A 25371-nucleotide genomic window follows, 5' to 3' on the forward strand; every position below is an offset into this window, starting at 1 on the left:
GCCTAGCGAGGAGCGGCTTTGTTTCACGGAATAATCATTGCCAAACATTGGTTTATTGCCCCAGCGAGCAAACACCGCCCGGGCCTGCCCGGCGGGCGCTAACGCCCGCGCAGGAAGAAATCCACCGGCGTCGTCACCTCCACCGGATCGCCGGGAATGTCCGCCGGCGGGGGCGGCAGCGGGGCAGCGCGGTGCACCGTGGCCACGGCCTCGTCGTCGAGCGGCGCGTGGCCGCTGGCGCGCGCGATGCCGACGCTGAGCACCCGGCCCTGCCGGTCCACGGCGAAGCGCACCAGCACGACGCCCTCCAGGCGCCGCCGCTGCGCCGCCCGCGGGTAGCGCTTGAAGCGTTCCAGGTGGCCCAGCAACTGCGCCTGCCAGGTGGCCGCCGCCTGGCTGGCCGCGCCCGACGACGGCTGGCTGGCGGCATAGCGGCTGCCGGGCGGGGCCTGGACGCTGGGCGGAGCGGTGCTCGATGCCACGTCCGCCTGGCCGTTCGCCTCTGCCCGGGCGGCGTCGGCGGGGGCGTCTTCGGCGCTTTGCTGCCGTGCTGCGGCCGTGTCTACGGGCGCCTGCGGCTCGGCGACTTCCGCATGCGCTTGCCGCGGCACGGGGCGCGGGGCCGGCTTCGGCGCCGGCCCGGATTCGGCCTTCGGGCGGGATTTGCGCTGCGCCTGCTGCGCCGGGCCGGGCGGCAAGGCGGTGGGCGGCGCCGGCGGCGCGGCCGGCAGCGGCGCCAGTTCCACCATCACCGCCGACGCCGGCTGCGGGGGCGGTTCGGCTTCGCGCGGGGCATGCCAGCGCAGCGCGGCGGCGATGAGGGCCGCGTGCGCCAGCAGCACGATGCCCAGGCTGCCCGCCCAGCGCAGTCCCGCGCGCTCGCCCGGCGCCCAGGCGGGGCCGCTCATCGCGCCCCGGCCTCCAGCCCCACCAGCGCCACCTTGAGGTAGCCGGCGTCGCGCAGGGCGTTCATCGCTTCCATCAGCTCGCCATAGGGCACGCCCTTGTCGGCGCGCAGGAAAATGCGTTCCTCAGGGTCGCCGCCGGTCGCCCGCGCCAGTTCGGCCGCCAGCGTCTGCCGCGTCACCGCCGCCTGGTTCAGCGTCAGGCTCAGATCGGCCTGCACGGTCAGGTACACCGGCTCCCCTTCCCTGGGCTGCGGGCGCGCCGTGCTCGCCGGCAGGTCCACCGGCACGTCCACGGTGGCCAGGGGCGCGGCCACCATGAAGATGATCAGCAGCACCAGCATGACGTCGATGAACGGGGTTACGTTGATCTCGTGGTTTTCGTCCGGGTCGTCGTCGTCCCGGCGGGTGGCGATGGCCATCGGGCCGCCTCCGTCAGTGGCCGGCCACGGCAGCAATGCCGGCCTTTGGCGACTCGCGCCGGTCCAGGTCGCGCGACACCAGTTGCTGCACGCCGGCCGACAGGTCGCCCAGGCTGCCCTTGAGGCCGCCCAGGCGGCGGGTGAAATGGTTGTAGATGACCACCGCCGGAATCGCGGCCACCAGGCCCAGGGCCGTGGCCAGCAGCGCCTCGGCGATGCCCGGCGCCACCACCGCCAGGGTGGTCGTGTTCGCCCGGGCGATGCCGATGAAACTGTTCATGATTCCCCAGACGGTGCCGAACAGGCCGACGAAGGGCGCCGTGGCGCCGACGGTGGCAAGCAGGCCGGTGCCCGTGCGCAGATGGCGCACGCAGGCCAGTTCGATGCGTTCCAGGCGCAGGGCCAGGCGTTCCTTGATGCCGGCCTTGTCGGCCAGGCCGGCCGACTGCCGCAGTTCGAGCAGGGCGGCCTGGACCAGGGCCTGGGCAACGCCCTGGTCCAGATGCGGATTGTCCGCCGCCTCGGGCAGGTGCCCGGCCTGGGCCAGCACCGCGCCGGCGGCGCGCAGGCCGCGGCCGATGCGCGACAGTTCCCAGGTCTTGGCGACCAGCACCGTCCAGGTGGCGATGGAGGCCAGGGCCAGCCCGGCCATGACCGCCTGCACCACCACGTCGGCATGCAGGAACATCTTCCAGGGCGTCAGGTCGGGCGGCAGGGTAACGAAATCGGCTTGCATGTTTTCATCCAGTTCATCGAGGGAAAGATCGGCGGCGCATCCGGCGCGGACGCGCCCCGCGTTCAGGGCTCGGGCCGCCGCCACAACCAGACGAGCACGCCGGCCATGCAGGCGACCAGCAGCGCCACGCCGACGGGGTGCGGCACGGTCAGCGCCGCCACCGTGGCGGCCAGGCTCATGGTGGCGGTGGCCGCCCACTTGGCCCGGCGCGGCAGGCGGCCCGCCTGCCAGTGCGCCAGCAGCGGGCCGAACAGGCGGTGGCGTACGATCCAGCCGTGCAGCCGGGGCGAACTGCGCGCCGCCGCCCAGGCCGCCAGCAGCACGAATTCCGTGGTCGGCAGGCCCGGCACCACCACGCCCACGCCGGCCACGCCCAGGCTGATCACGGCCAGGCACAGCAGCAGCACGCGCCGCCAGCCCTGCAGCGGCGGCGGCACGGGCGCGGCTGCAGGCACGGACAGAGAGGGGGGCGGCGAGGCAGCAGCGGGCGGCGCGGGCAGCGGCCCCTGCTCAGCGGGCAACGGCACCGCCAAATTCTTCGTCCACGTAGCCATGCACGGTGCGGAAGGCTTCCTCGGCGGCGGCGATCACCGCCGCCTCCTGCGCCGGCGACAGCGCCACCGCGTCCAGCGCGGCGGTGAATTCGCGCCAGTGGCGCGCCGCGCCCTCCGGGTGGGCGGCCAGATGGCTGGCGCCGCAGTTCTGGTCCAGCCCGAGCTTTTCGTGCGCCCACTTGTACAGCAGCGTGCCGCCCAGGTTGGAGCCTTCGGCCACGTACAGCCAGCCCAGCGCTTCGGGCAGCGGCAGGCCGGCGGTCAGCCGGGCCGGCGCGGGAGGCGGCAGCGGCTGGCCGAGGGCGGTCAGGTCCGCCGCCACCTGCGGCCGCCGGCAGCGCGCCGCCAGGTCCGGCAGCAGGGCGGCCAGGGCCGGGTCGGCGTACAGCGCCTCGATGTCGCGGTGGAAGCGGTACTGCACGCGCAGGAAGCGGGCGAAGTGGTCGCGGCTGGCAAAGATGTCGCCGGCCATGACGCGCTTGTCGAGCACGTCGTGGGTGGCGTGGGTGGCGGCCTTCAGGCGCTGGCTGCGGGTGGAGGTGGTTTCAGTCGTGGTCATGGAGAAGGGTCCGGGCAGGGTTGAAGAAAGGGTTCAGAAGCGGCCGGTGAGGCTGAGCTTGATGCTGCGGCCCGGCGCGGCGACGGCGGAGCGCGTGGCGGGGTCCACGTAGTACCGGTCGGTGAGGTTGGTGCCGGTGAGTTCGAGGGCCAGGTTCTTGTCCAGCCGGTAGCGCACGTAGGCGTCGAACAGCAGGGTGTTGCCCCAGGAGAAGGGGACGTTGAAGGTGTAGACGAACCGCCCGCCGCAATTGGCTTGCTGGCCGATGCAATCCTGGTAGGAATTGCGGCGGAACCATTCCAGGTCGTCGTTGCGGTATTCGCGGTAGTAGGTGGCGCGGCCGCCGATTTCCAGGCGGCGCTCCAGGAAGCGCCCGCCGAGCGCCCAGGTGGCCGAGAGGTCCGGGGCGGACTGGGTGAGCAGGTAGCCGCCGGGGAAGCCGTAGTCCACGCAGTCCGGCACCAGCCGGCCGCTGCCGGGGACGTAGCCGTTGGTGGTGCTCAGCTTGGCCGCGGTGTCTTCATCGCAGACCGTGTTCTCCAGGTTGTAGTTGATGCCCAGGTCGGTGAAGAAGCGGCCGTTGTCGTAGCGCCCGCTCAGTTCGATGCCGCGGATGCGGTGCTCGTCCACGTTGTTGAAGTTGAAGCTGCCGTCGCGCTCGATGGCGTCGCGGGTCTTGTTGTCGTAGTAGGCCAGCTTGACGTCGGCGACGGTGCCGGGCCCGAACAGCGGGCTCAGGTCATGGACGTAGGCGGCTTCCCAGTTGTAGGCGTGTTCGGGCTTGACGCCCCAGGGGTTGAGCGAGGAGGAGAAGGCCATGGTGCTTTCGAACAGGCTCGGAAAGCGCAGGGTTTCGCCGTAGCGCAAATAGGCGCGGCTGTAGTCGCTGAAGTTGAGCGTGGCGGCGAAGAAGGGCACCCAGCCGCGGTCCCTGCGGGTCTTGGCCTTGTCGGTTTCGGTGCGTCGGATGGGATTACCGGAGCAGTGCACGACGTTGGCCACACCGTCGAGCGTGCCGTTCAAGCAGGGATAGCTCGCTTTCGTGTAGTTGCCGTTCCCGTCCGGTAACCATGTGCCGGGCAGGTCGTGGGTGGTGCTCACGGTGCGGGAGACGCTGGCGATCAGCATTTCGACCATCTCCGGCGTGTAGAAGCCGAGCTGGCCGAGCAGGCGGTAGGTGGCGATATCGGCGTCGATATCGGACTGGCTCCTCGGTGCCTCGGTCCAGTAGGAAAAATCGTCGTACCCCGTCGTCACCACGCTCCTGATCTGCCCCTCGTGCTCCTTGAGGAAATCGTCGAAGGCCCAGTAGCTGGCATAGCGCGCCCCCGCGCTGAAGCTCAGGAAGCCGGCGGGCCGCCAGTCGAGGTTGAAGCTGCCTTCCCATTCCTGCCGCCGGCCGGCGCGCGGGTAGCTCCACATGCCGTTCCAACTGGGCAGGTTGGGGTCCATGCGGCCGCTCGGGTCGCGGTCGGAGCGCAGCTTTTCGTACTGGTAGCTGCCGCCCAGGGTGAGATCCAGGCTGTCCAGCACGGCCATCTTGTTGCTCAGGGTGACACCGCTGCGGCCGCTGTCCTGCCCGCGCAGGGCGGTGTTGAAAAGGTAGGGGGCGGCCGGGCCGAAGGCAAAGTTGGGGAAGCCGCCGGCGGTGTAGGTGTCGCTGCGGGTGTCGGTGTGCCACAGATTGGCGTAGAGGTCGACCCAGCGGCTGCCTGCGGGCTGCCATTTGTATTCCAGGTTGTAGGCCTTGGCATCGACCCGGCTCAGCGGCCACTGGACGGCGCCGCGGTCGTCGGCTTCGATGATGCGCGAGGGCATGATCTCGCCGTTGTAGGTGAGGCTGTCGCGGTAGCCGAACTGCACGGCCTGGTCGGGGCTGGGCCGCCAGGTGGCCTTGAACAGCCAGGATTCCATCTGGCTGGAGGTGTTGGGCACTTCGTTGCCGGGCAGCCAGTAGCGGGCCATGTTGGTGATGTAGTCGTCGGCGGAGCTGGTGCGCTCCCTGGAGTAGTAGCCGGCGTTGCGCTTGCCGGCGTAGTAGTTGCCGCGCTCGCGGTAGGCGTAGGCGGCCATCAGGTCCAGTTGTTCGGCGGGGCGCCAGCCGAAGGCCAGGCGGTAGGCGTGGTCGCCGCCGTCGAAGACGTTGTAGCCGCCCCCGCCGCGCTTGGGCTGCACCGTCAGCGTGCGGTCGTTGTAGGGGAAGTTGGGGGTGCCTTGCGGGAAGCCTTCGACCGTCCGGTAATCCTCGCCGGTGCGCAGCCTGGGCAGGCGCGGGTCCACCGAGTTGCTGCTGCCTTCGAGCTTGATTTCGCCGCCGAAGGTCTGGCCGGGGTCGAGAACGTCATCCACGTCCAGGGTGTTGACCACCATGGCGCCGCCGATGCCGGTGTAGGTGTTGCGGGTGAGCGAGGGCCCCTTGAGGATCTGGATGCCGCCGATGAGGTTGGGGTCGATGTAGTTGCGGTTGCTGGCGCCGTTGTAGCCGCGCCAGACGGTCAGCGCCTGCTCGGTGCCGTCGATGGTGACCGGCACGCGGCCCGGCCCCTGGATGCCGCGGATGTTGACGTCGAGCGCGCCGCTGTTGCGGGCGTCGCCGCTGAACACGCCGGGCACGCCGGTGAGCAGGTCGGAAGGAGTGGCGCCCTTGTAGCGCTCGACTTCGGTCTTGCCGAGGTAGGACGTGGACACGTCCAGGTCGTAGACGTCGTCGTAGCCGCGCCGGTCGCGCTCGGCGCCGCCTTCGTCGCCGCGCAGGCCGCCGACGTTGAGGGTGCCGGTGACGACGCCGTCCTGGGCGACGAGCTGCCGTTCGATGCTGATCGCGCCGGGGCTGCGTTCGCGCCACGTCAGGCCGGAGCCTTCCAGCAGCCGGGCCAGGGCCGCGCCGGCAGTGAAGCTGCCCTGCAGCCCGGCGCTGTGCCGGCCGCCGACCAGCGCGGGGTCGAAGCTCAGGGAGAGGCCGGCGGTGGCGGCCAACCGATTCAGCGCCCCGGCCAGCGGCCCCGGCGGAATGTCGAAGCGCTGCGGGCGCTGGGCAGTCTGCGCGCCGGCCGGCTCGGCGGCCAGCAGCGGCGCGGCCGGCGCCAGGGCCAGCAGGCAGGCCAGGGCGAGCGGCGCGGCGCGCGGTGGACGAAGGTTTTGCATCGGTGCCCCTTTCGGAATGGGTGGAAATGAGGTGTTCATTTCCTATGCCCGGCGACGCGGCAAAAGGGGACAGACCGGCGGAAAAAAGATCAGCGCGCCGCCACGGTGACCCAGTAGCGGCTGCGGTAATGGACGCGCACCGGAAAGGTGTCCTGCAGCAGGCGCAGCGCCTTGTCGGTGTCGGCGAGCTGGAACACGCCGGAAACCGGCAGGGCGGCCACGGCCGGGTCGCAGCGCACGATGCCGCCGCGGTAGCGCGCCAGTTCGGCCACCACGTCGCCCAGCGGCATGGATTCGGCATGCAGGATGCCGCCGGTCCAGTCCACCATGTGCCGGCTCAGGGCCGCGGCGGGCGCGACGCCGGCGCCGTCGAACATGGCCTGCCCGCCCGCCGTCACGATGCGGGCGGCCTCGGCGGCGGCGGCCGGCGACACCCGCACCGCGCCCTCTTCCACCGCCAGCCGGCTATATCCGTCGAACTGGCGCACCGCGAACCGGGTGCCCAGCGCCTGCAAGCGGCCGTGCCGGGTGTCGACCAGGAAGGGGCGCGCCGGCACCTGCGGGTCGGGGGCGGTGTGCACCAGCACTTCGCCGCGCAGCAGCACGAGCAGGCGCTCATGGGGGCCGTGGCGCAGGTCCACGCGGGTGTCGGTGTTCAGGTAGAGCAGGCTGCCGTCGTCCAGGCGGACCTGGCGCTGCTCGCCGACGGCGCTGCGGTAGTCGGCCACGGCGTACTGCCACGGTTCGCGCCGCCAGGCCAGCCACGCCAGCGGCACCCCGGCCAGTAGGCCGGCGAAGGCGCCCAGCGCGGCGCGGCGGCCATGGCGCCGCATGCGCCGCAGCGGCGCCGCGCCGACGGCGCCGGGCACGCCGCCGACCAGGCTGGCCAGTTGCTCGGCGCGCTGCCAGGCGCGCGCGTGCTCGTCGCTGCTCGCCAGCCATTTCCGCCAGGCGCGGCGGTCGGCGTCGTCCACGACGTCGTCGTGCAGCCGGACCAGCCATTCGGCGGCTTCATGCAGGATTTCGGGGCGGATCGCGCCGGCGGGGACGGAGGCGGACATGGCTTCAGTCCAGACCAAGCAGGCAGGCGGCGAAGGCCTTGGCCATGTAGCGTTTGACGCTGCGCAGGTCCACGTTCAGTTGCAGGGCGATCTCGGCGTACTTGAGGCCGTCGAGCTGCGACAGCAGGAAGGCTTCGCGCACCCGCGCCGGCAGCCCGTCGAGCAGGCGGTCGATGCGCATCAGCGCGTCGATGGCGATCTGGCGCTGTTCCGCCGAGGGCGCCATGGGCTCGGGCAGCCCGGCCAGCACTTCCAGGTAGGCCCGTTCCAGCGCCCGGCGCTGGCGCAGGTTGATGACCAGGCCGTTGGCGATGCAGGTGAGGTAGGCGCGCGGCTCCTCGATGGCGACCGCCTCTTGCCGGGTGAGCAGGCGGACGAAGGTGTCGTGGGCCAGGTCGGCGGCCGTGCAGGAATCGCCCAGCCGTTTGAGCAGCCAGCCGCGCAGCCAGTTGTGATGACCGGCGTACAGGGTTTCGACTTGCTGATGAAGCGCGGATTCGGTGGCGGCCACGATACCCTTCCTGTTCCTAGCGGCCGACGGAAGGAACGGCCTTGGTTCAGATGAGAATTGTTCTTATTCTAAATACCTCGCAGGGAAAACGGCAAGCCAGGACCAGCGGCGGCGCGCCGGTGCATCAGTGGGCGCTGCAGGGCGTGGGCATCGCCTACAAGTCGCGCCTGGACATCCGCGCCGACCTGGAAGCCGGCCGCCTGATCGAGCTGTTCCCGGAAGCCGGATACGAGCCGGTGTCGCTGTACGCCGCCTACCCCACCTGGGGCGGCGCCAGCCGGCGCGGGTCAAGGCGCTGGTGGATCATCTGGAGCGGGCCTTTGCCCAGCTCCAGCGACTTCCGGCGGAGACTGCGGTTTCACCCGCAGCGCGGCGATCACGCCGGCCACCAGCAGCGCGATGCCGGCCAGAATGAGCAGCACCGGCCACTGGCCGCGCAGGATGAAGGCGTAGGCGAACGCGGAGAGGGTCTCGAACACGATCAACTGGCCCACCAGCGCCGTGGGCAGGCGCTGGCTGGCCTGGTTCCAGCACAGGGTGCCGAGCCAGGAGGCGAACAGGCCGATAGCGAACATCAGGCCGATGAAGAAGGCCGGACGCGGGCCGAAGGGCATGGAGAACTCCGCCTCGCCCAGCGCCATGCCACCCCACAGCAGCCCGTAGCCGGTCAGCGCCAGCGGCAGCGTGGCCACGCCCTGGGCCGTGGCCCAGGCGCGGGGGCTGCGCTCCGGGTGGGCGCGCAGCCAGTCCGCGTTGCGCAGCGGATACCAGGTCCAGCACGCCACCGCCCCCACCGCGAGCAGGGCGCCGAGGGCGTAGCGGCCCACGTCGGCCGCGGCGTCCGCCCGCAAGGCTGCAAACTCGGCTTGGTTCACGCAGGCGATGCCGGCGGCGATGAAGAGCAATGGCAAGGCCAGCCGCCGCCACGGCAGGCGGCCATCGCGGGCGCCGTTGCGCAGGTTGGCGCACACGGCGATGACCACCGGCAGGGTGCCGATGATCATGGTCGGCAGCGGCCCGCCGGCACGCTGGATGGCACTGGCGAGGAAGAGGTAGTAGAGCAGGTTGCCGATGGCGGCGAGCTTGAGCGCCTCGATCCAGTCGGCGCGGGTGAGCAGCGCCAGCGCGCGGCGGTCCGCCCAGGCCAGCGGCAAGGCGATCAGGCCGAAGGCGAGGTAGCGCCCGACGGTCTGCAGGGTGGCCGGGTAGTCCGGCAACAGCAGCGGGCCGACGAACACCAGGCCCCACATCAGCCCGGCGGCCAGCGCGTAGAGGGTTCCGATCCACATGGTCGCGCCAGTGTGGCAGCGGGCGCGACGGCAGTCTTGTACCGGATTGCGGTCCGTGCCGCGTCAGGCGCGCAACTGGCGCTGGTAGCGCGCCGGGGTCACGCCGTAGCGGCAGGCGAAGGCGCGGGTGAGATGAGCCTGATCGGCGAGACCGGCCGCCGCCGCGACCTGCGCCGGGCGCACGCCGGCGGCGAGCAGGCGCTTGGCTTCGGCCAGGCGCAGCGCCATCAGCATCTGCTGCGGGCTGACGTGGTACTGGGCGCGGAAGCTGCGCAGGAAGTGCCAGGGGCTCAGGCCCGCCACCGTGGCCAGATCGTCCAGCGTCAGGCGTTCGGCGATACGGGCGTGCAGGTAGTCGAGCACTGGACCGAAGCGCGGCGCGGCGCCACCGTGCGCACCGCGCCCCACGGTCGCATGGGGACGGAAGAGCGCCAGCAGTTCGGCCAGCAGGCTGTCGAAGGCGAGGGACTCGCGCGCCGCCCACAGGGCGTCGAGCAGGGCGGTGGCGCGCCGGGCCGCGGCGGGGTTCTGCCGCACCGCGTCGCGGAAATGCCAGCCCCGCTCGCCGGTGACCCGCTCCGCCAAATCCGGGTCCACGTAGAGCATGCGGTAGCGCCAGCCGCCGTCGGTTTCCGCCCGGCCGGTATGCAGTTCCCCGGGGTTCATCAGCAGCAGGGCGCCGGACGAGGCCAGGTGCTCGGCGCCCCGGTAGCGGAAGCGCTCCGCGCCGGTTTCGATGGCCCCCAGGCCGAAGCCGTCGTGGCTGTGGGGCTCGAAGGCGTGGCGCACGATGTGGGCACGGTAGCACTCCACCCCCGGCAGGTGGGCCGGGCGGCGGTAACGGGCCGCATCGCGGGGATCATCGAAGAACTGGGGCACGCCTTCCATGAGGGCACCATAGCACGCCGGATCAGGCGCCGCCGCGGCCCACCGGCAGCGCGCTGTGGTCCACCACCCGGCGCAGCACGAAGCTGGAATGCACGCCGGTGACGCCGGGAATGCGGGTGATGCGCTGGAGCAGCAGTTCCTGGTAGGCGTCCATGTCGGCCACCACCACCTTCAGCTGGTAGTCCGCATCCTGGCCGGTGATCAGCAGGCATTCCTGCACTTCGGGGATCGCGGCCACGTCGGCCTCGAAGCGCTCGAAGCGCTCCGGCGTGTGGCGGTCCATGGAGATGTGAATGAGCGCCATCAGCGCCAGACCCAGCCTCTTCGCGTCCAGCAGGGCCCGGTAGCCGGTGATGAGGCCGGATTCCTCCAGCGCGCGCACCCGGCGCAGGCAGGACGAGGGGGACAGGGCGACGCGGTCGGCCAGATCCTGGTTGCTGATGCGGCCATCGCGCTGCAGCAGTTCGAGGATGTGGCGGTCGTAGCGGTCGAGATGCATGCTGCTGGCCATGGAACATCACCGTTCGGATGAAAATTGCACGATTTATATCATACCTGCACGAATCTGCCTGAAATACCCCTGTCGCACCGCAACAACGCAATCAATCACCGCCCCGCCCTGCGTAACATTGCTCCATCCCCGAGCCGTAATCAGAACCCCTGGAGCGCCGCCATGATGTTGCAGGACCCTGCCGCCAAGTACCGCCCCTTCGCCCCCATCCGCCTCGCCGACCGCCAATGGCCCAACCGGGTCATCGACAAGGCCCCCATCTGGATGAGCACCGACCTGCGCGACGGCAACCAGGCCCTGTTCGAGCCCATGAACGTGGAACGCAAGATGCGCATGTTCCGCACCGTGTGCGCGGTGGGCTTCAAGGAGATCGAGGTGGGCTTTCCGTCGGCGTCGCAAACCGACTTCGACTTCGTCCGCCACCTGATCGAAGGCGGCCACGTGCCGGCGGACGTGACCATCGAGGTACTCACCCAGGCCCGCGAAGACCTCATCCGCCGCACCATGGCATCCATCCGCGGGGCGCGCCGGGCCATCGTGCACGTCTACAACGCCACCTCGCCGGCCTTCCGGGAGATCGTGTTCGGTATGGAGAAGCCCGAGGTGGTCGCCCTGGCCGTCTCCGCGGTGCGGCTCATCAAGGAGACCGCCGCCAGCATGCCGGACACCGAGATCGTGCTGCAGTACAGCCCGGAGACCTTCTCGGCCACGGAACTGGAATTCGCCAGGGAGGTGTGCGACGCGGTGACCGCGGAATGGGGCGCGACGCCGGCGAACAAGGTCATCCTCAACCTCCCCGCCACGGTGGAGGTCGCCACCCCCAACGTCTACGCCGACCAGGTGGAATGGATGCACCGCCACCTCGCCCGCCGCGACAGCGTGATCCTCTCGCTCCACCCCCACAATGACCGCGGCACGGGCGTGGCCGCCGCCGAACTGGGCATGATGGCCGGCGCCGACCGGGTGGAGGGCTGCCTCTTCGGCAACGGGGAGCGCACCGGCAACGTGGACATCGTCACCCTGGCGCTCAACCTCTACACCCAGGGCGTCTCGCCCGGGCTCGACTTCTCCGACATCAACGCGGTTGCGCGCACCGTCGAGTACTGCAACCAGTTGCCCATCCACCCACGCCACCCCTATGTGGGGGATCTCGTGTTCACGGCCTTCTCCGGCTCCCACCAGGACGCCATCAGGAAGGGATTCGCCGCCCAAAAGGCGGACGCCCCGTGGAACGTGCCCTACCTGCCCATCGACCCCGCCGACCTGGGCCGCAGCTACGACTCGGTGATCCGCGTGAACAGCCAGTCCGGCAAGGGCGGCATCGCCTACCTGCTGGAGACCGAGTACGGCATCGCCATGCCGCGCCGCCTGCAGGTGGAGTTCTCCCGCGAGGTGCAGAAGGTGACGGATGCCACCGGCACCGAGATGAGCGCCGCGGCGATCTGGGAGCTCTTCAGCGCCACCTATCTCGCCACGGCTGAACCCGTGCGCTACGTGGAGCACCACCTCTTCGAGCACGGGCAGATGCAGGGCATCCGCCTGGTGGTGGAGATCGCCGGCACGCGGCACCTGCTCAAGGGCGAGGGCAACGGCCCCATCGACGCCGCGGTGCATGCGCTGCAGGGCGCCGGCATCCACGCCACCGTACGCAGCTACGAGGAACGCTCGCTGGCCCCCAGCCACGACGCCGGCGAAGCGCGCGCCTGCGCCTTCCTGGAACTCACCGCGGACGGCCGCGGCGACCGCTACGGCGTGGGGCTGGACGGCAACATCGTCACCGCGTCCATCCGGGCGCTCGTGAGCGGTGTGAACCGCCTCGGCGTGGAAGCCGCCGGCACGCCACGCACGCTGGCGGCCTGAGCGGGACGAAAGGGTTCAGGGGCGCGCCGGCGCGTCCCCGAGCCGGCGTTCCAGCAAGCGCAGGCGTTCCTCGATGGCGCTGCCCACGCGGATCTGCGGGTTGGAGTAGCCGTCGTCCTTGCCCGCCTCCTTCTCCCGCTGCTCGATCAGCGGGCGCGCCGCGGCGTGGGCTTCGGCGAAGGAACGGGTGTGGCTGCGCAACTGCTCGTCGAACACGGCGCGGCCGAAGTAGGTCAGCTCGGAGCGGCGCCCGCAGCCGTAGGAGGTGTTCTCTGCGTCCGCTGCGGTCATCACCAGCGTGTGCTCGTCGGCCAGCGGCTCGATCCAGTTCCCCGAATAGCAGGCCGACACGGAGATGACCCGGTTGCGGATGCCCGCCTGGTCCAGCCACTGCTTGAGAATCTCCGGAGTGATCGCCTCCACCGTCATGGGCCAGAAGCTCGCCGCCAGTTCGCCATCCGCCGCGCCGTGGGAGGTCAGGTGCAGGAACAGGATGTCCTCCTCCCTGTCCATCAGGTGCGCCACGTGGTGGATGGCCCGCTCCAGGTTCAGCGGCGTCGCCCACGGCCACTGCTCCAGCGTGTCCACGCTGTTGACCAGTTGCAGGGTGTGGCGGCCGGCGCCGAAGCGCTGCTGCATGACCTCGGCCACCATGGCGCTTTCGCGGCGGAACACGTCCTCGTAGCCGTAGGGCGCGAAGGTCAGCGCGTACAGCTCCACCTCGCCGGGGCGCTGGCCTTCCAGCTCCTGCAGGCGCTCGGCGAGCAGCTTGGGCTGGCGTTCCATCAAGCCTTGAGTCAGGCGCAGCCATTCGCGCTTGTCGGACGACTCGCTGTCGGACTCCCGGGCCACCCATAGGGCTTCCCCGTTCTGGCTGCCCTCGAATACATTCATGCCCAGCACCAGCACCGCCGCCCCGGCGGCCAGCACCCGGCGCCCGGTGCCGCGCATCAGCACCAGCCAGTGGGCCAGGCCCATCACGCCCAAGGCGGCGATCCATGCGCCCCACCACACCATGGGTGGAACCACCTCCTGCGGCACCCGCACCGCCAGGGCGCCCAGCGGCAGGAAGACGACCGCGAGGAAGCAGCCCTGGGCCAGCAGCAGGCAGAACAGGTGTGCCGCGCCGGGTGCGCGGATCGCAGGGTCGCCGGTGCGGCGCAGGTACAGCGCATAGCACAGCCAGGCCGCCAGCAGGGTGCTCAGCCAGCCGAAGAGCAGCGTGCGCAGATTGAAGTCCGCCGGCCCCACCACCCACAGGCGCTGCAGCCCGACCGCAGCGCCCACGCTGATGGCGAACAGGACGAGCATGACCGCGGGGCCGGCAACGAGCCCCTCCCAGCGCGGGCGCCGCAATACGCCCGTGCGCACGCCCTCGCGCAGCCAGTACAGCGCCTGGATGGCCAAGCCGTCCCGCACCGTGGCGGGCGTCGCGCCCGACTCTGTCGTCGTCGTTCGATCCATGGGTTCCGTCTCCCGGCAGAAGGCCGGGATTATGCATCAAACATGAATGCCTAGTCGTTCACGGGGCCGGCGCTTTCCAGCGCCTGCAGGCGGCGCGCCAGGAAACGGCGCTCGGCGGCGTGGCGCGACAGGTCCAGCGCACGGCGATAGGCGGCGCAGGCTTCCTCGATGCGGCCGAGCCGCCGGCACAACTCGGCCTGGGCGGCCTGGGCCGGGCCGTAGGCCCCCGCTTCCCCGTGCCCGAGCAGCGCGTCGAGCAGCGCCAGCCCGGCGCCGCTGCCGTCGCGCATCGCCACCGCCACCGCCCGGTTCAGTTCCACCACCGGCGACGGCGCCAGGCGCAGCAAGGCATCGTAGAGGTCCACGATCTGCGCCCAGTCGGTATCGGCCGCGCAGGCGGCCTCCGCATGTACGGCGACGATGGCCGCCTGCAGCGTATACCGGCCGCAGCCGCGGCTGCCCAGCGCTTCATCCACCAGCACGCAGGCTTCGGCGATCAGCAGCGCATCCCAGCGGCTGCGGTCCTGCTCGGCCAAGGGTACCGCTTCGCCCTGGGGCGTAGTGCGCGCCGGGCGGTGCGCCTCGGTGAGCAGCATCAGCGCGAGCAGGCCGCGCACCTCCGCCTCCGGGAGCAGTTCGGCCAGTTCCCGCCCCAGGCCGATGGCCTCGATCGCCAGGTCGGCGCTGGCCGGCGCGGTGGCGGCCGACGCGAGGCAACCCGCGTCGAACATCTGGTGGATGACCTGCAGCACCAGTTCCAGGCGCCCCGCCAGTTCGCCGGGCGGCGGCAGCTCGTAGGGCAGACCCAGCGCGCGGATGCGCTTTCTGGCCCGCGCGATGCGCTGCGCCATGGTGGACGCCGGGGTCAGGAAGGCGGCGGCCACTTCCGCCGTGCTCAGCCCGCATGCCTCGCGCAGGGTCAGCGCCACGCGCGCCTGCGCCGGCAAGGCCGGGTGGCAGCACAGGAAGATCAGACGCAGACGGTCTTCGGCCGGGAATTCCGCATCCGCGTCCACCTCCGGCTCGCGGGCGCCCGTTTCGATGTGCCGGGCGAGCTTCGCCAGCGCGGGTTCAAGGTGAGCGCGCTCGCGCAGCCGGCCGAGTGCGCGCGAGCGCCCGGCGCATACCAGCCAGGCCCGCGGGCTGGACGGCAGGCCGTCGCACGGCCATTGGCGCGCGGCGGCGAGGAAGGCTTCGCGGAGCGCCGCCTCGGCGAGATCGAAATCCCCCAGCAGACGGATCAGCGTCGCCTTCACCCAGCGCGCCTCGGCCCGGCAGATGCCCTCGATGGCCGCCTGCAGCGGTCCGGCTGTGTACTCTCCCATGATTCATCCGGGCCTCGGGGCCCCCAATCCAATCCGTTGCTTCATCGTAGGATACCCGCGGCGTTTCGCCGAAAGAAATAGGGTTTGTACGGCATTTTCCCTGCCGGCCTGCCGATCCGTCCGCTTCAGCGGCGCGCGATGTCCTGGAGCCCCATCGCCATCCGCAGCCGCCGCACCGCCTCCGTCGCCTGGCGCTCGTCCAGGTTGCCGTAGCCCAGTACCAGGCCGTTGCAGGCGAGCGGCGGCAAGGCGTAGCGCGACAGCGGCCGCACGCCCAGGCCCAGGGCGGCGGCGCGGCGGGCGATCTCGCCGTCGGGCAGGTCCGGCGGCAACCACAGGGTGAGATGCAGCCCCGCCTCGCCGCCGGTGACGGCCAGCTCCGGACCGGGCCGGCGCACCAGCGCCTCGCGCAGCGCGGCCTGGCGGCGTTCGTAGTGGCGGCGGGTGCGGCGCAGGTGGGCGGTGTAGTGGCCGCGGCGGATGAAATCCGCCAGTGCCGCCTGCTCAATGGCATGGCCGGGGCGGGTGGCCTGGACGGCGGCGCGCACGAAGTCTGCAGCCAGCGCCTGCGGCACCACCAGGTAGCCCATGCGCAGGCCCGGATAGAGCGTCTTGCTGAAGGTGCCGGCATACACCACCGGCGCGTCCGGCTGCAGGCCGAAGAGCGCCGGCAGCGCCGGGGCGCCGCGGCGGAACTCGCTGTCGTAGTCGTCTTCCACGATCCAGGCGCCCGCCGCCCGCGCGCCGTCGAGCAGCGCCAGGCGGCGCGCCAGGCTCATCACCCGGCCGGTCGGATACTGGTGGGAGGGGGTGAGCAGGATCAGGCGCGGGCGGTGCGCCTGCCAGTCCGCCGCGGCCGGCGCGGCGCCGGCCGCGTCCACGGCCAGTGGGTGCAGGCGCAGCCCGGCCAGGCCGAGCACCGTGCGCGCGGCCGGATAGCCGGGGTTCTCCACCCACGCGGTGTCGCCCGCGTCCGCCAGCAGGCGGGCACCCAGGTCCAGCCCGGCCTGGGTGCCGCCGGTGATCACGATCTGATCGGCGCGTACCGCGAAACCGCGCTCCGCGCACAGGTGTTCCGCCAGCGCCGCACGCAACCCTTCCTCGCCGCCGTGGGGCGCGTAACCGAGGCGGTGCGGGGTGGCGGCGCGCCAGGCGCGCTCCAGGCAGGCCCGCCAGGCGCGGAAGGGGAACAGGCCGAAATCCGGCAGGCCGGGGGCGAGCAGCAGGGTCTCGCCCTCCGCCCCGGCCTCGGGCCGCAGCGCCGCGGCGGCCCGGCGGGAGAGGCCGGGCAGGACGGCCGCGCGCGCCTCGGTGCGGGGCGGCGGCGCGGCCAGTTGTGCCACCCGGGTGCCATGGCGGCCGGCGGCCAGGCAGCCTTCCGCCGCCAGTTGCTCGTAAGCGTACAGCACGGTGTTGCGCGCAATGTTCAACTCTGCCGCCAGGCTGCGGCTCGCCGGCAGGCGGATGCCGGGCGCCAGCCGGCCGTCCACGATGGCCGCGCGCAGGCGCTGGTAGATCAGTTGCTGGCGCGGCAGGCCGGCCGGCACGGGCTCGGCCAGCAGCCAGTGGAAACCGCCTGCCGCACTGGCGGCCGGCGGGAGAGGCTGGCGGGGCGGGGTCGGCATGGTGGCTCCATGATCTGAGGGTCCGGTGGAACTATGGATGGTGCCACGCAGATTCTAGTCTTGCGACCACGGCCGCCGAGCGTGCGGCCCTTTCGCCCACGGAGCCTGCCCATGACGCACCCCCGCCCGTCCCCCTCCCTTGCCCCCTCCTCCCGCACCCGCGTGCGCCGCCTGCCGGACCGCGCGCACTACGACTTCGACACCGTCGCGGCGGTGGTCGACGCATCCCGCCTATGCACCATCGCCTTCGCCTGGAACGGCTCGGTGCATGCGCTGCCCACCGCGCACTGGCGCGACGGCGACCACCTCTACATCCACGGCGCGCGCGCCTCGCGCATGCTGCAGGCGCTGGTGCAGGACGAATGCTGCGTCAGCGTGGCGCGGGTGGACGGGCTGGTGTTCGCCCGCTCGGCCTTTCACCATTCCATGAACTACCGTTCCGCGGTGATCTACGGCCGCTTCGAGGCGGTCGAGGACGCGGCGGCCAAGGAGGCCGCCCTGCGCGCCTTCATCGAACGCCTGGCGCCGGGGCGGTGGACGCAGTTGCGCCCGGTGAGCGCCAAGGAAGTCCACGCCACCACCGTGCTGCGCCTGCCGCTCGCGGAAGCCTCGGTCAAGATCCGCGACTGGGGCGTCAAGGACGATGCCGAGGACATGGACTGGCCGGTCTGGGCCGGCGTGGTGCCGCTGGACGTGGTCACCGGCCCGCCGCAGACCGACCCGGCGAGCGTGGTGGGCGCGGCCCCTGCCGTCCCGGCCTGAAGCGGACCGGCGCCATCCCGTTACAGGCTCTCGTAGAGCCCGACGACGACTTCCATGCTTTCCAGGATGCGCTCGCTGGTGGTGGCCACATTGAGGGACCGCTTCGCGGTGCTCTCTTCCCGCTGGTCCAGCGCATCCCTGAAGAACAGCCATTGCTGCTCGACCAGTTGCAGTTCGCGGCGCAGGTTGTCGGTATTGCTGGACGCCGCGTTGAGTTCGCGCAGCGCCGCGGTGAATTCCTTGCGCGCGGTGTTCAGTTTGCCGGCGAGGTCCGGCTCCGCAACCTGCCACGACTGGGCGTGATACAGCTTCGCCATGCGCTGCGACAGCATGCGCTGGCGCCCGGACAGGTTGACGAGATGGCCCGCGGTGCTGCCCGCGTGCTTTTCCAGCAGGCGAGTGGCCTGGTCGGCCAGCGCCAGCACGTCGTCGGACAGCCGCAATACCGTGGCGGCGCCCTCGCGGCTCGGCGGCTTGCCGATCAGCGCATCCTTGTAGGCCAGCCAGCGCGCTTCGAGCTGCAGGCAGGTGTCGCGGATCTCGCCGGTCGGGGCAAAATTCTTCAGTTCCACCAGTTGCCGGTCGAACAGCGCCATGGACTGTTCGAGGACGCGCCGGGAGCGGGGCACATCCACCTGCAGGCCGATCTGCAGATAGGCCTTGGCCATGCGCTGGGACAGCATGCGTTCCCGGCCGGCCTTGTTGATGGCGGTATTCAGGTCGGTGATCTGGGCCTGCGCGCCGGCGGGGATGACGAGCAGCGCGCACGCTGCCAGCATCGGCAGCAGGCATCGGGTGAGGCGGATGAGGGACATCGTGGGTCTCCGTACGCGAGGCCGGCGGGCGCGGGCCTGCCGGGCGGCGAACGGGGTATGTCCGCGCGCGGGGAGGAGTCTAGGGCGGCAGCACGGTATTTTTTTATGATTTCAATCAAATCGGGTATGCCGGTCTGGACGGCCGGGGCGGGTGCGGCGCGGGCCGGCGATCTTTCGCGGAGGCACTGGCCCGCAGACGGCAATCCCCATAGAATCACTGAAGCATATTCCATGGAGATTGACAGAATGCCGCCGCACTTCCGCTCCATCGTACTGGCCCTGCTGCTGGCCGCCGGCTGGCCGTCCTCCGTCGTGGCGGAGGCGCCCGCGCCGGCGGTCATGCTGGCCGAACGCTACCGCACGGACATCGACCCCGCCGCCTACTGGGTCAGCGAGAAGCTCGACGGCGTGCGCGCGATCTGGGACGGCCACGGCCTGCGCCTGCGCAGCGGCGCGGCCATCGCTGCGCCGGCCTGGTTTGTCGCCGCCCTGCCGCCCGAACCCCTGGACGGCGAACTGTGGATGGGCCGGCGCAGCTTCGACCGCCTGTCCGGCCTGATCCGCCGCAATGCGCCGGACGACCCCGCGTGGCGGGAGGTGCGCTACATGATCTTCGACCTGCCCGGCGCAGCCGGCGATTTCAGCGCCCGCCTGGCCCGCCTGCGCCGGATCGTGGATGGCCGCGGCGCGGCCTGGCTGCAGGCGGTGCCGCAGCACCGGGTGGCCAACCACAGCGCCCTGCAGCGCCGGTTCGAGGAAACGGTGCGCGGCGGCGGCGAGGGCCTGATGCTGCACCGGGCCGATGCGCAGTGGATGCCGGGGCGCAGCAGCGCGCTGCTCAAGCTCACCCCCTGGCAGGACGCCGAGGCGCGCGTGCTCGCCCATCTGCCGGGCAAGGGCCGGCTACGGGGCATGACCGGCTCCCTGCTGGTGGAAACCCCGGACGGCCGCCGCTTCCGCCTGGGCAGCGGCCTCACCGACGCCCTGCGGCGCGACCCGCCGCCCCTCGGCACCCTGGTCACCTACCGCTACCGCGACCTCACCCCCTCCGGCCTGCCGCGCTTTCCCCGTTTCCTGCGCCCGCGCGACCTGCCTTGAGGCGCCCCACGCGCCGCGTCCTGCGCTAAGCTGCAAGCGACGCCCAGCGTAGCGGAGCCCTGCATGGAAACCGCCGACACGATCCACGCCTTCTGGTTCGGTTCCGACGGCGACGCGAGCGCCCACCAGTCCGCGCTGTGGTGGGGCAAGCGCGCGGAGGCCGACGCGGAAATCCACCGCCGCTTCGCCGCCCTGGTCGGCCGCACGGCGGCCGGCGAACTGGACGGGTGGCTCGCCACGGCCGACGAAGCCGTCTTCCTGCAGCAACCCGACTCTTCCTTCTGAGGGGACGCGCATGGCGAAGCGCGGTGCGCCGGTCTAGATTATCAGGACCGGTTCCGCCGCCCGGGGCGGTCGCCCCGCTGCCCGCCATGCCCCGCATCGTCTTCGCTCCCGCGATCCAGCGCCATCTGCCCATCCCGCCGCAGGAAGTTGTCGCCACCACCGTACACGAAGCGCTGGAAGCAGCATTCGGCAGTCAGCCCATGCTGCGTGGCTACATCCTGGACGACCAGGGCACGCTGCGCCGCCATGTGGCGGTATTCGTGGATGGCGCCGCGCTGCGCGACCGGCGCCGGCTGGGTGATGCGCTCGGCCCCGCCAGCGAGGTATACGTGGTGCAGGCGCTGTCCGGCGGCTGAAGCCCCCCGACGAGGACAGGAGGCCCCATGAACGACCGGCTGCTCATCGCCACCCGCAAGGGCCTGTTCATCCTGCTGCGCAACGGCGCCGGCCTGTGGCAGCAGGCCCCGCCCCATTTCGCCGGCGAACCGGTCAGCGTGGCGCTGGCCGACCCGCGCGACGGCACGCTGTATGCCGCGCTCAACCTCGGCCATTTCGGCGCCAAGCTGTGGCGCAGCCGGGACGGGGGCGCGCACTGGGAAGCCTGCGCGGTGCCCGTGTACCCGCCCCAGCCGGAAGCCGCCGAGCCGCCACCACCGCCCGCCCCCGACCAACCGCCGCCCGCCCCCTGGTCGCTGCAGCAGATCTGGGCGCTGGAAGCCGGCGGCGGCGACCGGCCGGGCGTGCTGTGGGCCGGCACCATCCCCGGCGGGCTGTTCCGCTCCTCCGACGGTGGCGAGAACTGGACGCTGGTGCGCAGCCTGTGGGACCGCCCGGAGCGCACCCAGTGGTTCGGCGGCGGCTACGACCACCCGGGCATCCACTCCATCTGCATCGATCCCCGCGACAGCCGCCACCTCACGCTGGCGGTCTCCTGCGGCGGCGTGTGGCAGAGCGCCGACGACGGCGACACCTGGACCTGTTCGGCCGCCGGCATGGTGGCCGACTACATGCCGCCCGAACGGCGCGAGGACCCGGTGGCGCAGGACCCGCACCGCCTCGCCCAATGCGCCGCACAGCCGGAGGTGTTGTGGGTACAGCACCACAACGGCATCTTCCGCTCCACCGACAGTGGCCTGCACTGGCAGCGCCTGCATGCCCAACCGTCGAGCTTCGGCTTCGCGGTGGCGGCGCACCCGTCCGACCCGGACACCGCCTGGTTCGTGCCCGCGGTGAAGGACGAATGCCGCATCCCGGTGGACGGCCGCCTGGTGGTCACCCGCACGCGCGACGGCGGCGCAAGCTTCGAAGCCTTCGACCACGGCCTGCCGCGGGCGCCGGCCTACGACCTGGTGTATCGCCACGGCCTGGCGGTGGACGCCGGCGGCAGCCGCCTGGCGATGGGTTCGACCACCGGCAGCCTGTGGCTCTCGGAAAACGGCGGCGAGCACTGGCAGTGCCTCACCACCCACCTGCCGCCCATCCACGCGCTGCGCTTCGGCTGAGCGCGCCGCATCCCGGGGAGGACGCATGTGGACCACCCATGAAGTGTCCAACCAAGTGCCGCCCCTCGCGGACTACAACCTCTACGCCCGGGACACTGCGCTGCAGGAGGCGCTCGCCCGCGAAGGGGCCGGCGCCCACGCCGCCGTCCTGCACGCCTGGGGCGAGGAACTCGGACGCGCCGAGACGCTGGCCCTGGGCGACGCCGCCAACCGCCACCCGCCCCAGCTCGCCACCCACGACGCCCAGGGCCGGCGGGTGGACCGGGTGGACGTCCACCCCGCCTGGCACCGCCTCACGGCCCTGCTCCACGCCCACGGCGTGCACGCCGCCGCCTGGCTGGATGCGCAGCCCGGCGCCCACGTCGCCCGCGCCGCGGCCTTCTACCTGCACGGCCAGGTGGAAGCCGGCAGCCTGTGCCCGGTCACCATGACCTTCGCCGCCCTGCCCCTGCTGCGCCGCGAGCCGGCATTGTGGGCGCTGCTGGCCGGCAAGTTCGCCTCGCGCGACTACGATCCGCGCGACCTGCCGCTGGCCGACAAGGGCAGCGCCACGCTGGGCATGGGCCTCACCGAGAAGCAGGGCGGCTCCGACCTGCGCGGCAACACCACCACCGCCCGCGCGCTGGCCGGCGGCGGGCGCGGCGCCGAGTACGCCCTGGTCGGCCACAAGTGGTTCTACTCCGCCCCGGCCTGTGACGCCCACCTGGTGCTGGCGCGGGACGACGAGGCCCTGTCCTGCTTCTACGTGCCGCGCTGGGGGCCGGACGGCGAACGCAACGGGGTACGCATCCAGCGCCTCAAGGACAAGCTCGGCAACCGCTCCAACGCCTCCGGCGAAGTGGAATTCCACGACGCCCTGGGCATCCTGGTGGGCGAACCCGGGCGCGGCATCCCCACCCTGATCGAGATGGCGGCCCAGACCCGGCTCGACTGCGTGCTGGGCAGCGCCGCGCTGATGCGCCGCGCGCTGGTGGAAGCGCTGCACCACGCCCGCCACCGCAGCGCCTTCGGCCGTCCGCTCATCGAGCAGGACCTGATGCGCAACGTGCTGGCCGACCTGGCACTGGAAAGCGAAGCCGCCCTCGCGCTCGCCCTGCATCTGGCCGCCGCCGTCGATGCCGAGCACGGCGGCGGCGAACAGGCCGCATTGGCCCGCGCCCGGCGCCGCATCCTGACCCCGGCGGCCAAGTTCTGGGTGTGCAAGCGCGCCGCCGCCTTCACCGCGGAATGCATGGAAACGTGGGGCGGCAACGGCTACGTGGAGGACGGCCCCATGCCGCGCCTGCTGCGGGAGGCGCCGGTGAACTCGATCTGGGAAGGCTCGGGCAACGTGATGTGCCTGGACGTGCTGCGCGCCATCGCCCGCGATCCGGACGCCGCCGCGCTGCTGTTCCACGACCTGGCCCAGGGCTGCGCCGCCGAGCCGCGCCTGCTGCGCCCCCTGCACGCCCTCACCACCCAACTCAACAGCCCCGGCGACAGCGAGTGGCAGGCCCGCTCCATCGCCACGCAACTGGTGCTGCTGGTGCAGGCCACCCTGCTGCGCCGGCACGCCCCGCCCGCCGTGGCCGACACCTTCATCGCCAGCCGCTTCGAACACCCCGCCGGCCAGGTGGCGGGGCTGCTGCCGGATGCGGAGACTGCCCGGACGCTGATCGAGCGCGCCTGGGTGGATTGACGCAAACGGCCGTTCGCTTTCCGGACGTTCATCGTCTTTCTGATCGCTGCCGGGCGCGAGTCCGTTCTGCTGCGCCGCGACAGGCATCGCCTTCATCATTCCGGCACGCGGGACTCCTGATGGTGCGGCATCGCACCATCTCCGTTCAGGCACGTGGATTGCGATTGCCCAGGCGGCGCGGCGCCCCCCGGCACCGCCATCCACAACAAGGAACGGAGACACTCATGGAAGTCCATACCGCATCCCGCGTGGAGGTGATGGGCATCGATGCCGGCGGCACGATGACCGACACCTTCTTCGTGCGCGAAGACGGCCGCTTCGTGGTCGGCAAGGCGCAGAGCAACCCGGCGGACGAATCGCTCGCCATATTCAATTCCTCCCAGGACGCGCTGGCGCACTGGGGCCGCGACGTGGACCAGGTCTATCCGGAACTGGTCACCTGCGTGTATTCCGGCACCGCCATGCTCAACCGGGTGGTGCAGAGGAAGGGCCTGGACGTAGGCCTGATCGTGAACCGCGGCTTCGAGCAGGTGCACTCCATGGGCCGGGCGATCCAGAGCTACCTGGGCTATGCGCTGGAAGACCGCATCCATCTCAACACCCACCGCTACGACGAGCCGCTGGTGCCCCTGTCCCGCACCCGCGGCGTGACCGAACGCACCGACGTGCAGGGCGAGATCGTGATCCCGCTGCGGGAGGACGAGGTGCGCCAGGCCACCCGTGAGCTGGTGGAGGCCGGCGCCAGGGCCATCGTCATCTGCCTCTTGCAGTCCCACAAGAACGAGACCAGCGAGAAGCGCGCGCGCGACGTGTGCCGCGAGGAACTGGCCACGCTGGGCGTGGACATCCCCGTGTTCGCCTCGGTGGACTACTACCCCTCGCGCAAGGAAAGCCACCGCATCAACACCACGGTGCTCGAAGCCTATGCCGCCGAGCCCTCGCGGCAGACCCTGCAGAAGGTCAGCGACCGCTTCAGGAAGCAAGGCGCCAAGTTCGACCTGCGCGTGATGGCGACCCACGGCGGCACCATCTCGTGGAAGGCCAAGGAACTCGCGCGCACCATCGTCTCCGGCCCCATCGGCGGGGTCATCGGCTCCCGCCTGCTGGGCGAGGCCCTGGGCTACGAGAACATCGCCTGCTCCGACATCGGCGGCACCTCCTTCGACATGGCGCTGATCACCAAGGGCAGCTTCTCCATCGCCTCCGACCCGGACATGGCGCGCCTGGTGCTGTCCCTGCCACTGGTGGCGATGGATTCCGTGGGCGCCGGCGCGGGCAGCTTCGTGCGCATCGACCCCTACAGCGGCGGCATCAAGCTGGGGCCGGATTCCGCGGGCTACCGGGTCGGCACCTGCTGGCCGGAAAGCGGGCTGGACACGGTGTCGGTATCCGACTGCCACGTGGTGCTGGGCTACCTCAACCCGGACAACTTCCTCGGCGGCGCCATCAAGCTGGACGTGCAGCGCGCCCGCGACCACATCCAGGCGCAGGTCGCCGACCCGCTGGGCCTCTCGGTGGAAGACGCGGCGGCCGGCGTCATCGAGCTGCTCGACCTGCAACTGCGCGACTACCTGCGCGCCAACATCAGCGCCAAGGGCTACAACGCGGCCGATTTCGTGTGCTTTTCCTACGGCGGCGCCGGCCCCGTGCACACCTACGGCTACACCGAGGGCGCGGGCTTCAGGGACGTCATCGTGCCGGCCTGGGCGGCGGGCTTTTCCGCCTTCGGCTGCGCCTGCGCGGATTTCGAGTACCGCTACGACAAGAGCGTGGACATCGCCGTGGCGCAGCACGGCAGCAGTGCCGAGAAGACCACCGCCTGCGGGACCGTCCAGGCCGCCTGGCAGGAACTGGCCGCCAAGGTGGTGGAGGAATTCGTCATCAACGGCTTCAAGCCGGAGGACGTGATCCTGCGCCCGGGCTACCGCATGCAGTACATGGGGCAGTTGAACGACCTGGAGATCGATTCGCCGATCACCGGCGCCGCCACCGCGGCCGACTGGGACCGCATGGTGGACGCCTTCGAGGACACCTACTCGCGGGTCTACGCGAGTTCCGCGCGTTCGCCCGAGCTGGGCTTCTCGGTCACCGGCGCGATCATGCGCGGCCTGGTGACGGTGCAGAAACCCGCCCTGCCCGAAGACCCGGAAGACGGCCCCGTGCCGCCCGATGCGGCCCGCCTGGGCACGCGCCCCTTCTACCGCAACGGCAGGTGGGTGGACGCGGTGCTGTGGAAGATGGAAGCGCTCAGGCCCGGCAACGAGATCACCGGCCCGGCCATCATCGAATCCGATGCCACCACCTTCGTCGTGCCCGACGGCTTCGCCACGCGGCTCGACAAGCACCGCCTTTTCCACCTCAAAGAAGTGAAGTGAGG

General features: G+C 71.4%; 23 protein-coding genes. 8 read left to right on the forward strand and 15 right to left on the reverse strand.

Annotated features, from left to right (window positions below; all coding sequences use genetic code 11):
- Positions 1 to 98: 98 nt before the first annotated feature.
- The 11 genes from E6O51_RS14725 to E6O51_RS14775 form a co-directional block, all read right to left on the reverse strand.
- A complete protein-coding gene (locus E6O51_RS14725; RefSeq protein ID WP_136385760.1) occupies positions 99 to 908 on the reverse strand; it encodes an energy transducer TonB in 810 nt (269 codons plus the stop codon).
- Complete coding sequence (exbD, locus tag E6O51_RS14730) at positions 905 to 1327, reverse strand: TonB system transport protein ExbD (RefSeq protein ID WP_136385761.1); 423 nt, start codon at positions 1325 to 1327, stop codon at positions 905 to 907. Before exbD ends, E6O51_RS14725 begins: the two co-directional genes overlap by 4 nt.
- A gap of 13 nt (positions 1328 to 1340) precedes the next feature.
- Positions 1341 to 2063 carry a tonB-system energizer ExbB gene (gene exbB, locus E6O51_RS14735; protein ID WP_211091422.1) on the reverse strand — a complete coding sequence of 241 codons (723 nt, stop codon included), beginning with the start codon at positions 2061 to 2063 and terminating at the stop codon, positions 1341 to 1343.
- A gap of 62 nt (positions 2064 to 2125) precedes the next feature.
- Positions 2126 to 2590 (reverse strand): YbaN family protein, encoded by a 465-nt coding sequence (locus E6O51_RS14740; protein ID WP_211091423.1) that lies wholly within the window; start codon positions 2588 to 2590, stop codon positions 2126 to 2128.
- Entirely contained in the window at positions 2574 to 3176 is a 603-nt protein-coding gene (locus E6O51_RS14745; protein WP_136385762.1) for a biliverdin-producing heme oxygenase, read from the reverse strand. Before E6O51_RS14745 ends, E6O51_RS14740 begins: the two co-directional genes overlap by 17 nt.
- Before the next feature lie 33 nt (positions 3177 to 3209).
- On the reverse strand, positions 3210 to 6320 hold the full coding sequence (locus E6O51_RS14750) for a TonB-dependent receptor (RefSeq protein ID WP_136385763.1): 3111 nt from the start codon (positions 6318 to 6320) through the stop codon (positions 3210 to 3212).
- A gap of 89 nt (positions 6321 to 6409) precedes the next feature.
- On the reverse strand, positions 6410 to 7381 hold the full coding sequence (locus E6O51_RS14755) for a FecR domain-containing protein (protein ID WP_136385764.1): 972 nt from the start codon (positions 7379 to 7381) through the stop codon (positions 6410 to 6412).
- Between the two features lie 4 nt (positions 7382 to 7385).
- Positions 7386 to 7892, reverse strand: a complete 507-nt coding sequence (locus E6O51_RS14760) for a sigma-70 family RNA polymerase sigma factor (protein WP_136385765.1) — start codon at positions 7890 to 7892, stop codon at positions 7386 to 7388.
- 287 nt (positions 7893 to 8179) lie between these two features.
- On the reverse strand, positions 8180 to 9181 hold the full coding sequence (locus E6O51_RS14765; protein ID WP_136385766.1) for a DMT family transporter: 1002 nt from the start codon (positions 9179 to 9181) through the stop codon (positions 8180 to 8182).
- A gap of 63 nt (positions 9182 to 9244) precedes the next feature.
- A complete protein-coding gene (locus E6O51_RS14770; RefSeq protein ID WP_136385767.1) occupies positions 9245 to 10069 on the reverse strand; it encodes an AraC family transcriptional regulator in 825 nt (274 codons plus the stop codon).
- A 22-nt stretch (positions 10070 to 10091) separates the two neighbouring features.
- Positions 10092 to 10568 (reverse strand): Lrp/AsnC family transcriptional regulator, encoded by a 477-nt coding sequence (locus E6O51_RS14775; protein WP_136385838.1) that lies wholly within the window; start codon positions 10566 to 10568, stop codon positions 10092 to 10094.
- A 174-nt stretch (positions 10569 to 10742) separates the two neighbouring features.
- On the opposite strand from E6O51_RS14775, the gene leuA reads away from it, so the two are divergent.
- Positions 10743 to 12440: a 2-isopropylmalate synthase gene (gene leuA, locus E6O51_RS14780; protein WP_136385768.1), complete on the forward strand. Its 1698-nt coding sequence runs from the start codon at positions 10743 to 10745 to the stop codon at positions 12438 to 12440.
- A 15-nt stretch (positions 12441 to 12455) separates the two neighbouring features.
- Here the strand turns inward: leuA and E6O51_RS14785 are convergent, their stop codons facing one another.
- From E6O51_RS14785 to pdxR, 3 genes are all read right to left on the reverse strand, one after another.
- Entirely contained in the window at positions 12456 to 13904 is a 1449-nt protein-coding gene (locus tag E6O51_RS14785; protein WP_136385769.1) for a C13 family peptidase, read from the reverse strand.
- A gap of 50 nt (positions 13905 to 13954) precedes the next feature.
- Entirely contained in the window at positions 13955 to 15229 is a 1275-nt protein-coding gene (locus tag E6O51_RS14790; protein WP_136385770.1) for an RNA polymerase sigma factor, read from the reverse strand.
- Positions 15230 to 15354: 125 nt separating this feature from the next.
- Positions 15355 to 16854: a MocR-like pyridoxine biosynthesis transcription factor PdxR gene (pdxR, locus tag E6O51_RS14795; RefSeq protein ID WP_136385771.1), complete on the reverse strand. Its 1500-nt coding sequence runs from the start codon at positions 16852 to 16854 to the stop codon at positions 15355 to 15357.
- A gap of 111 nt (positions 16855 to 16965) precedes the next feature.
- Here pdxR and E6O51_RS14800 point away from each other — a divergent pair, with 111 nt between their 5' ends.
- A complete protein-coding gene (locus E6O51_RS14800; protein WP_136385772.1) occupies positions 16966 to 17616 on the forward strand; it encodes a pyridoxamine 5'-phosphate oxidase family protein in 651 nt (216 codons plus the stop codon).
- Positions 17617 to 17636: 20 nt separating this feature from the next.
- On the opposite strand, the gene E6O51_RS14805 is transcribed toward E6O51_RS14800, so the two are convergent.
- Complete coding sequence (locus tag E6O51_RS14805; protein ID WP_211091424.1) at positions 17637 to 18431, reverse strand: type IV pili methyl-accepting chemotaxis transducer N-terminal domain-containing protein; 795 nt, start codon at positions 18429 to 18431, stop codon at positions 17637 to 17639.
- A 231-nt stretch (positions 18432 to 18662) separates the two neighbouring features.
- Here E6O51_RS14805 and E6O51_RS14810 point away from each other — a divergent pair, with 231 nt between their 5' ends.
- The 6 genes from E6O51_RS14810 to E6O51_RS14835 all read left to right on the forward strand — a co-directional run bounded on the left by E6O51_RS14810 (position 18663) and on the right by E6O51_RS14835 (position 25369).
- Positions 18663 to 19529 carry a DNA ligase gene (locus tag E6O51_RS14810; protein WP_211091425.1) on the forward strand — a complete coding sequence of 289 codons (867 nt, stop codon included), beginning with the start codon at positions 18663 to 18665 and terminating at the stop codon, positions 19527 to 19529.
- A gap of 63 nt (positions 19530 to 19592) precedes the next feature.
- The gene (locus E6O51_RS14815) at positions 19593 to 19814 is read left to right on the forward strand and encodes a DUF924 family protein (protein ID WP_136385773.1); all 222 of its coding nucleotides are present in this window, start codon (positions 19593 to 19595) and stop codon (positions 19812 to 19814) included.
- Between the two features lie 86 nt (positions 19815 to 19900).
- The gene (locus E6O51_RS14820; protein ID WP_136385774.1) at positions 19901 to 20170 is read left to right on the forward strand and encodes a ubiquitin family protein; all 270 of its coding nucleotides are present in this window, start codon (positions 19901 to 19903) and stop codon (positions 20168 to 20170) included.
- A gap of 27 nt (positions 20171 to 20197) precedes the next feature.
- Positions 20198 to 21316 (forward strand): WD40/YVTN/BNR-like repeat-containing protein, encoded by a 1119-nt coding sequence (locus E6O51_RS14825; protein WP_136385775.1) that lies wholly within the window; start codon positions 20198 to 20200, stop codon positions 21314 to 21316.
- A 25-nt stretch (positions 21317 to 21341) separates the two neighbouring features.
- A complete protein-coding gene (locus tag E6O51_RS14830; protein WP_136385776.1) occupies positions 21342 to 22994 on the forward strand; it encodes an isovaleryl-CoA dehydrogenase in 1653 nt (550 codons plus the stop codon).
- Between the two features lie 224 nt (positions 22995 to 23218).
- The gene (locus tag E6O51_RS14835) at positions 23219 to 25369 is read left to right on the forward strand and encodes a hydantoinase/oxoprolinase family protein (protein ID WP_136385777.1); all 2151 of its coding nucleotides are present in this window, start codon (positions 23219 to 23221) and stop codon (positions 25367 to 25369) included.
- Positions 25370 to 25371: the final 2 nt, after the last annotated feature.

The sequence above is a fragment of the Pseudothauera rhizosphaerae genome (genome assembly GCF_004801305.1).
GTDB lineage: Bacteria > Pseudomonadota > Gammaproteobacteria > Burkholderiales > Rhodocyclaceae > Pseudothauera > Pseudothauera rhizosphaerae.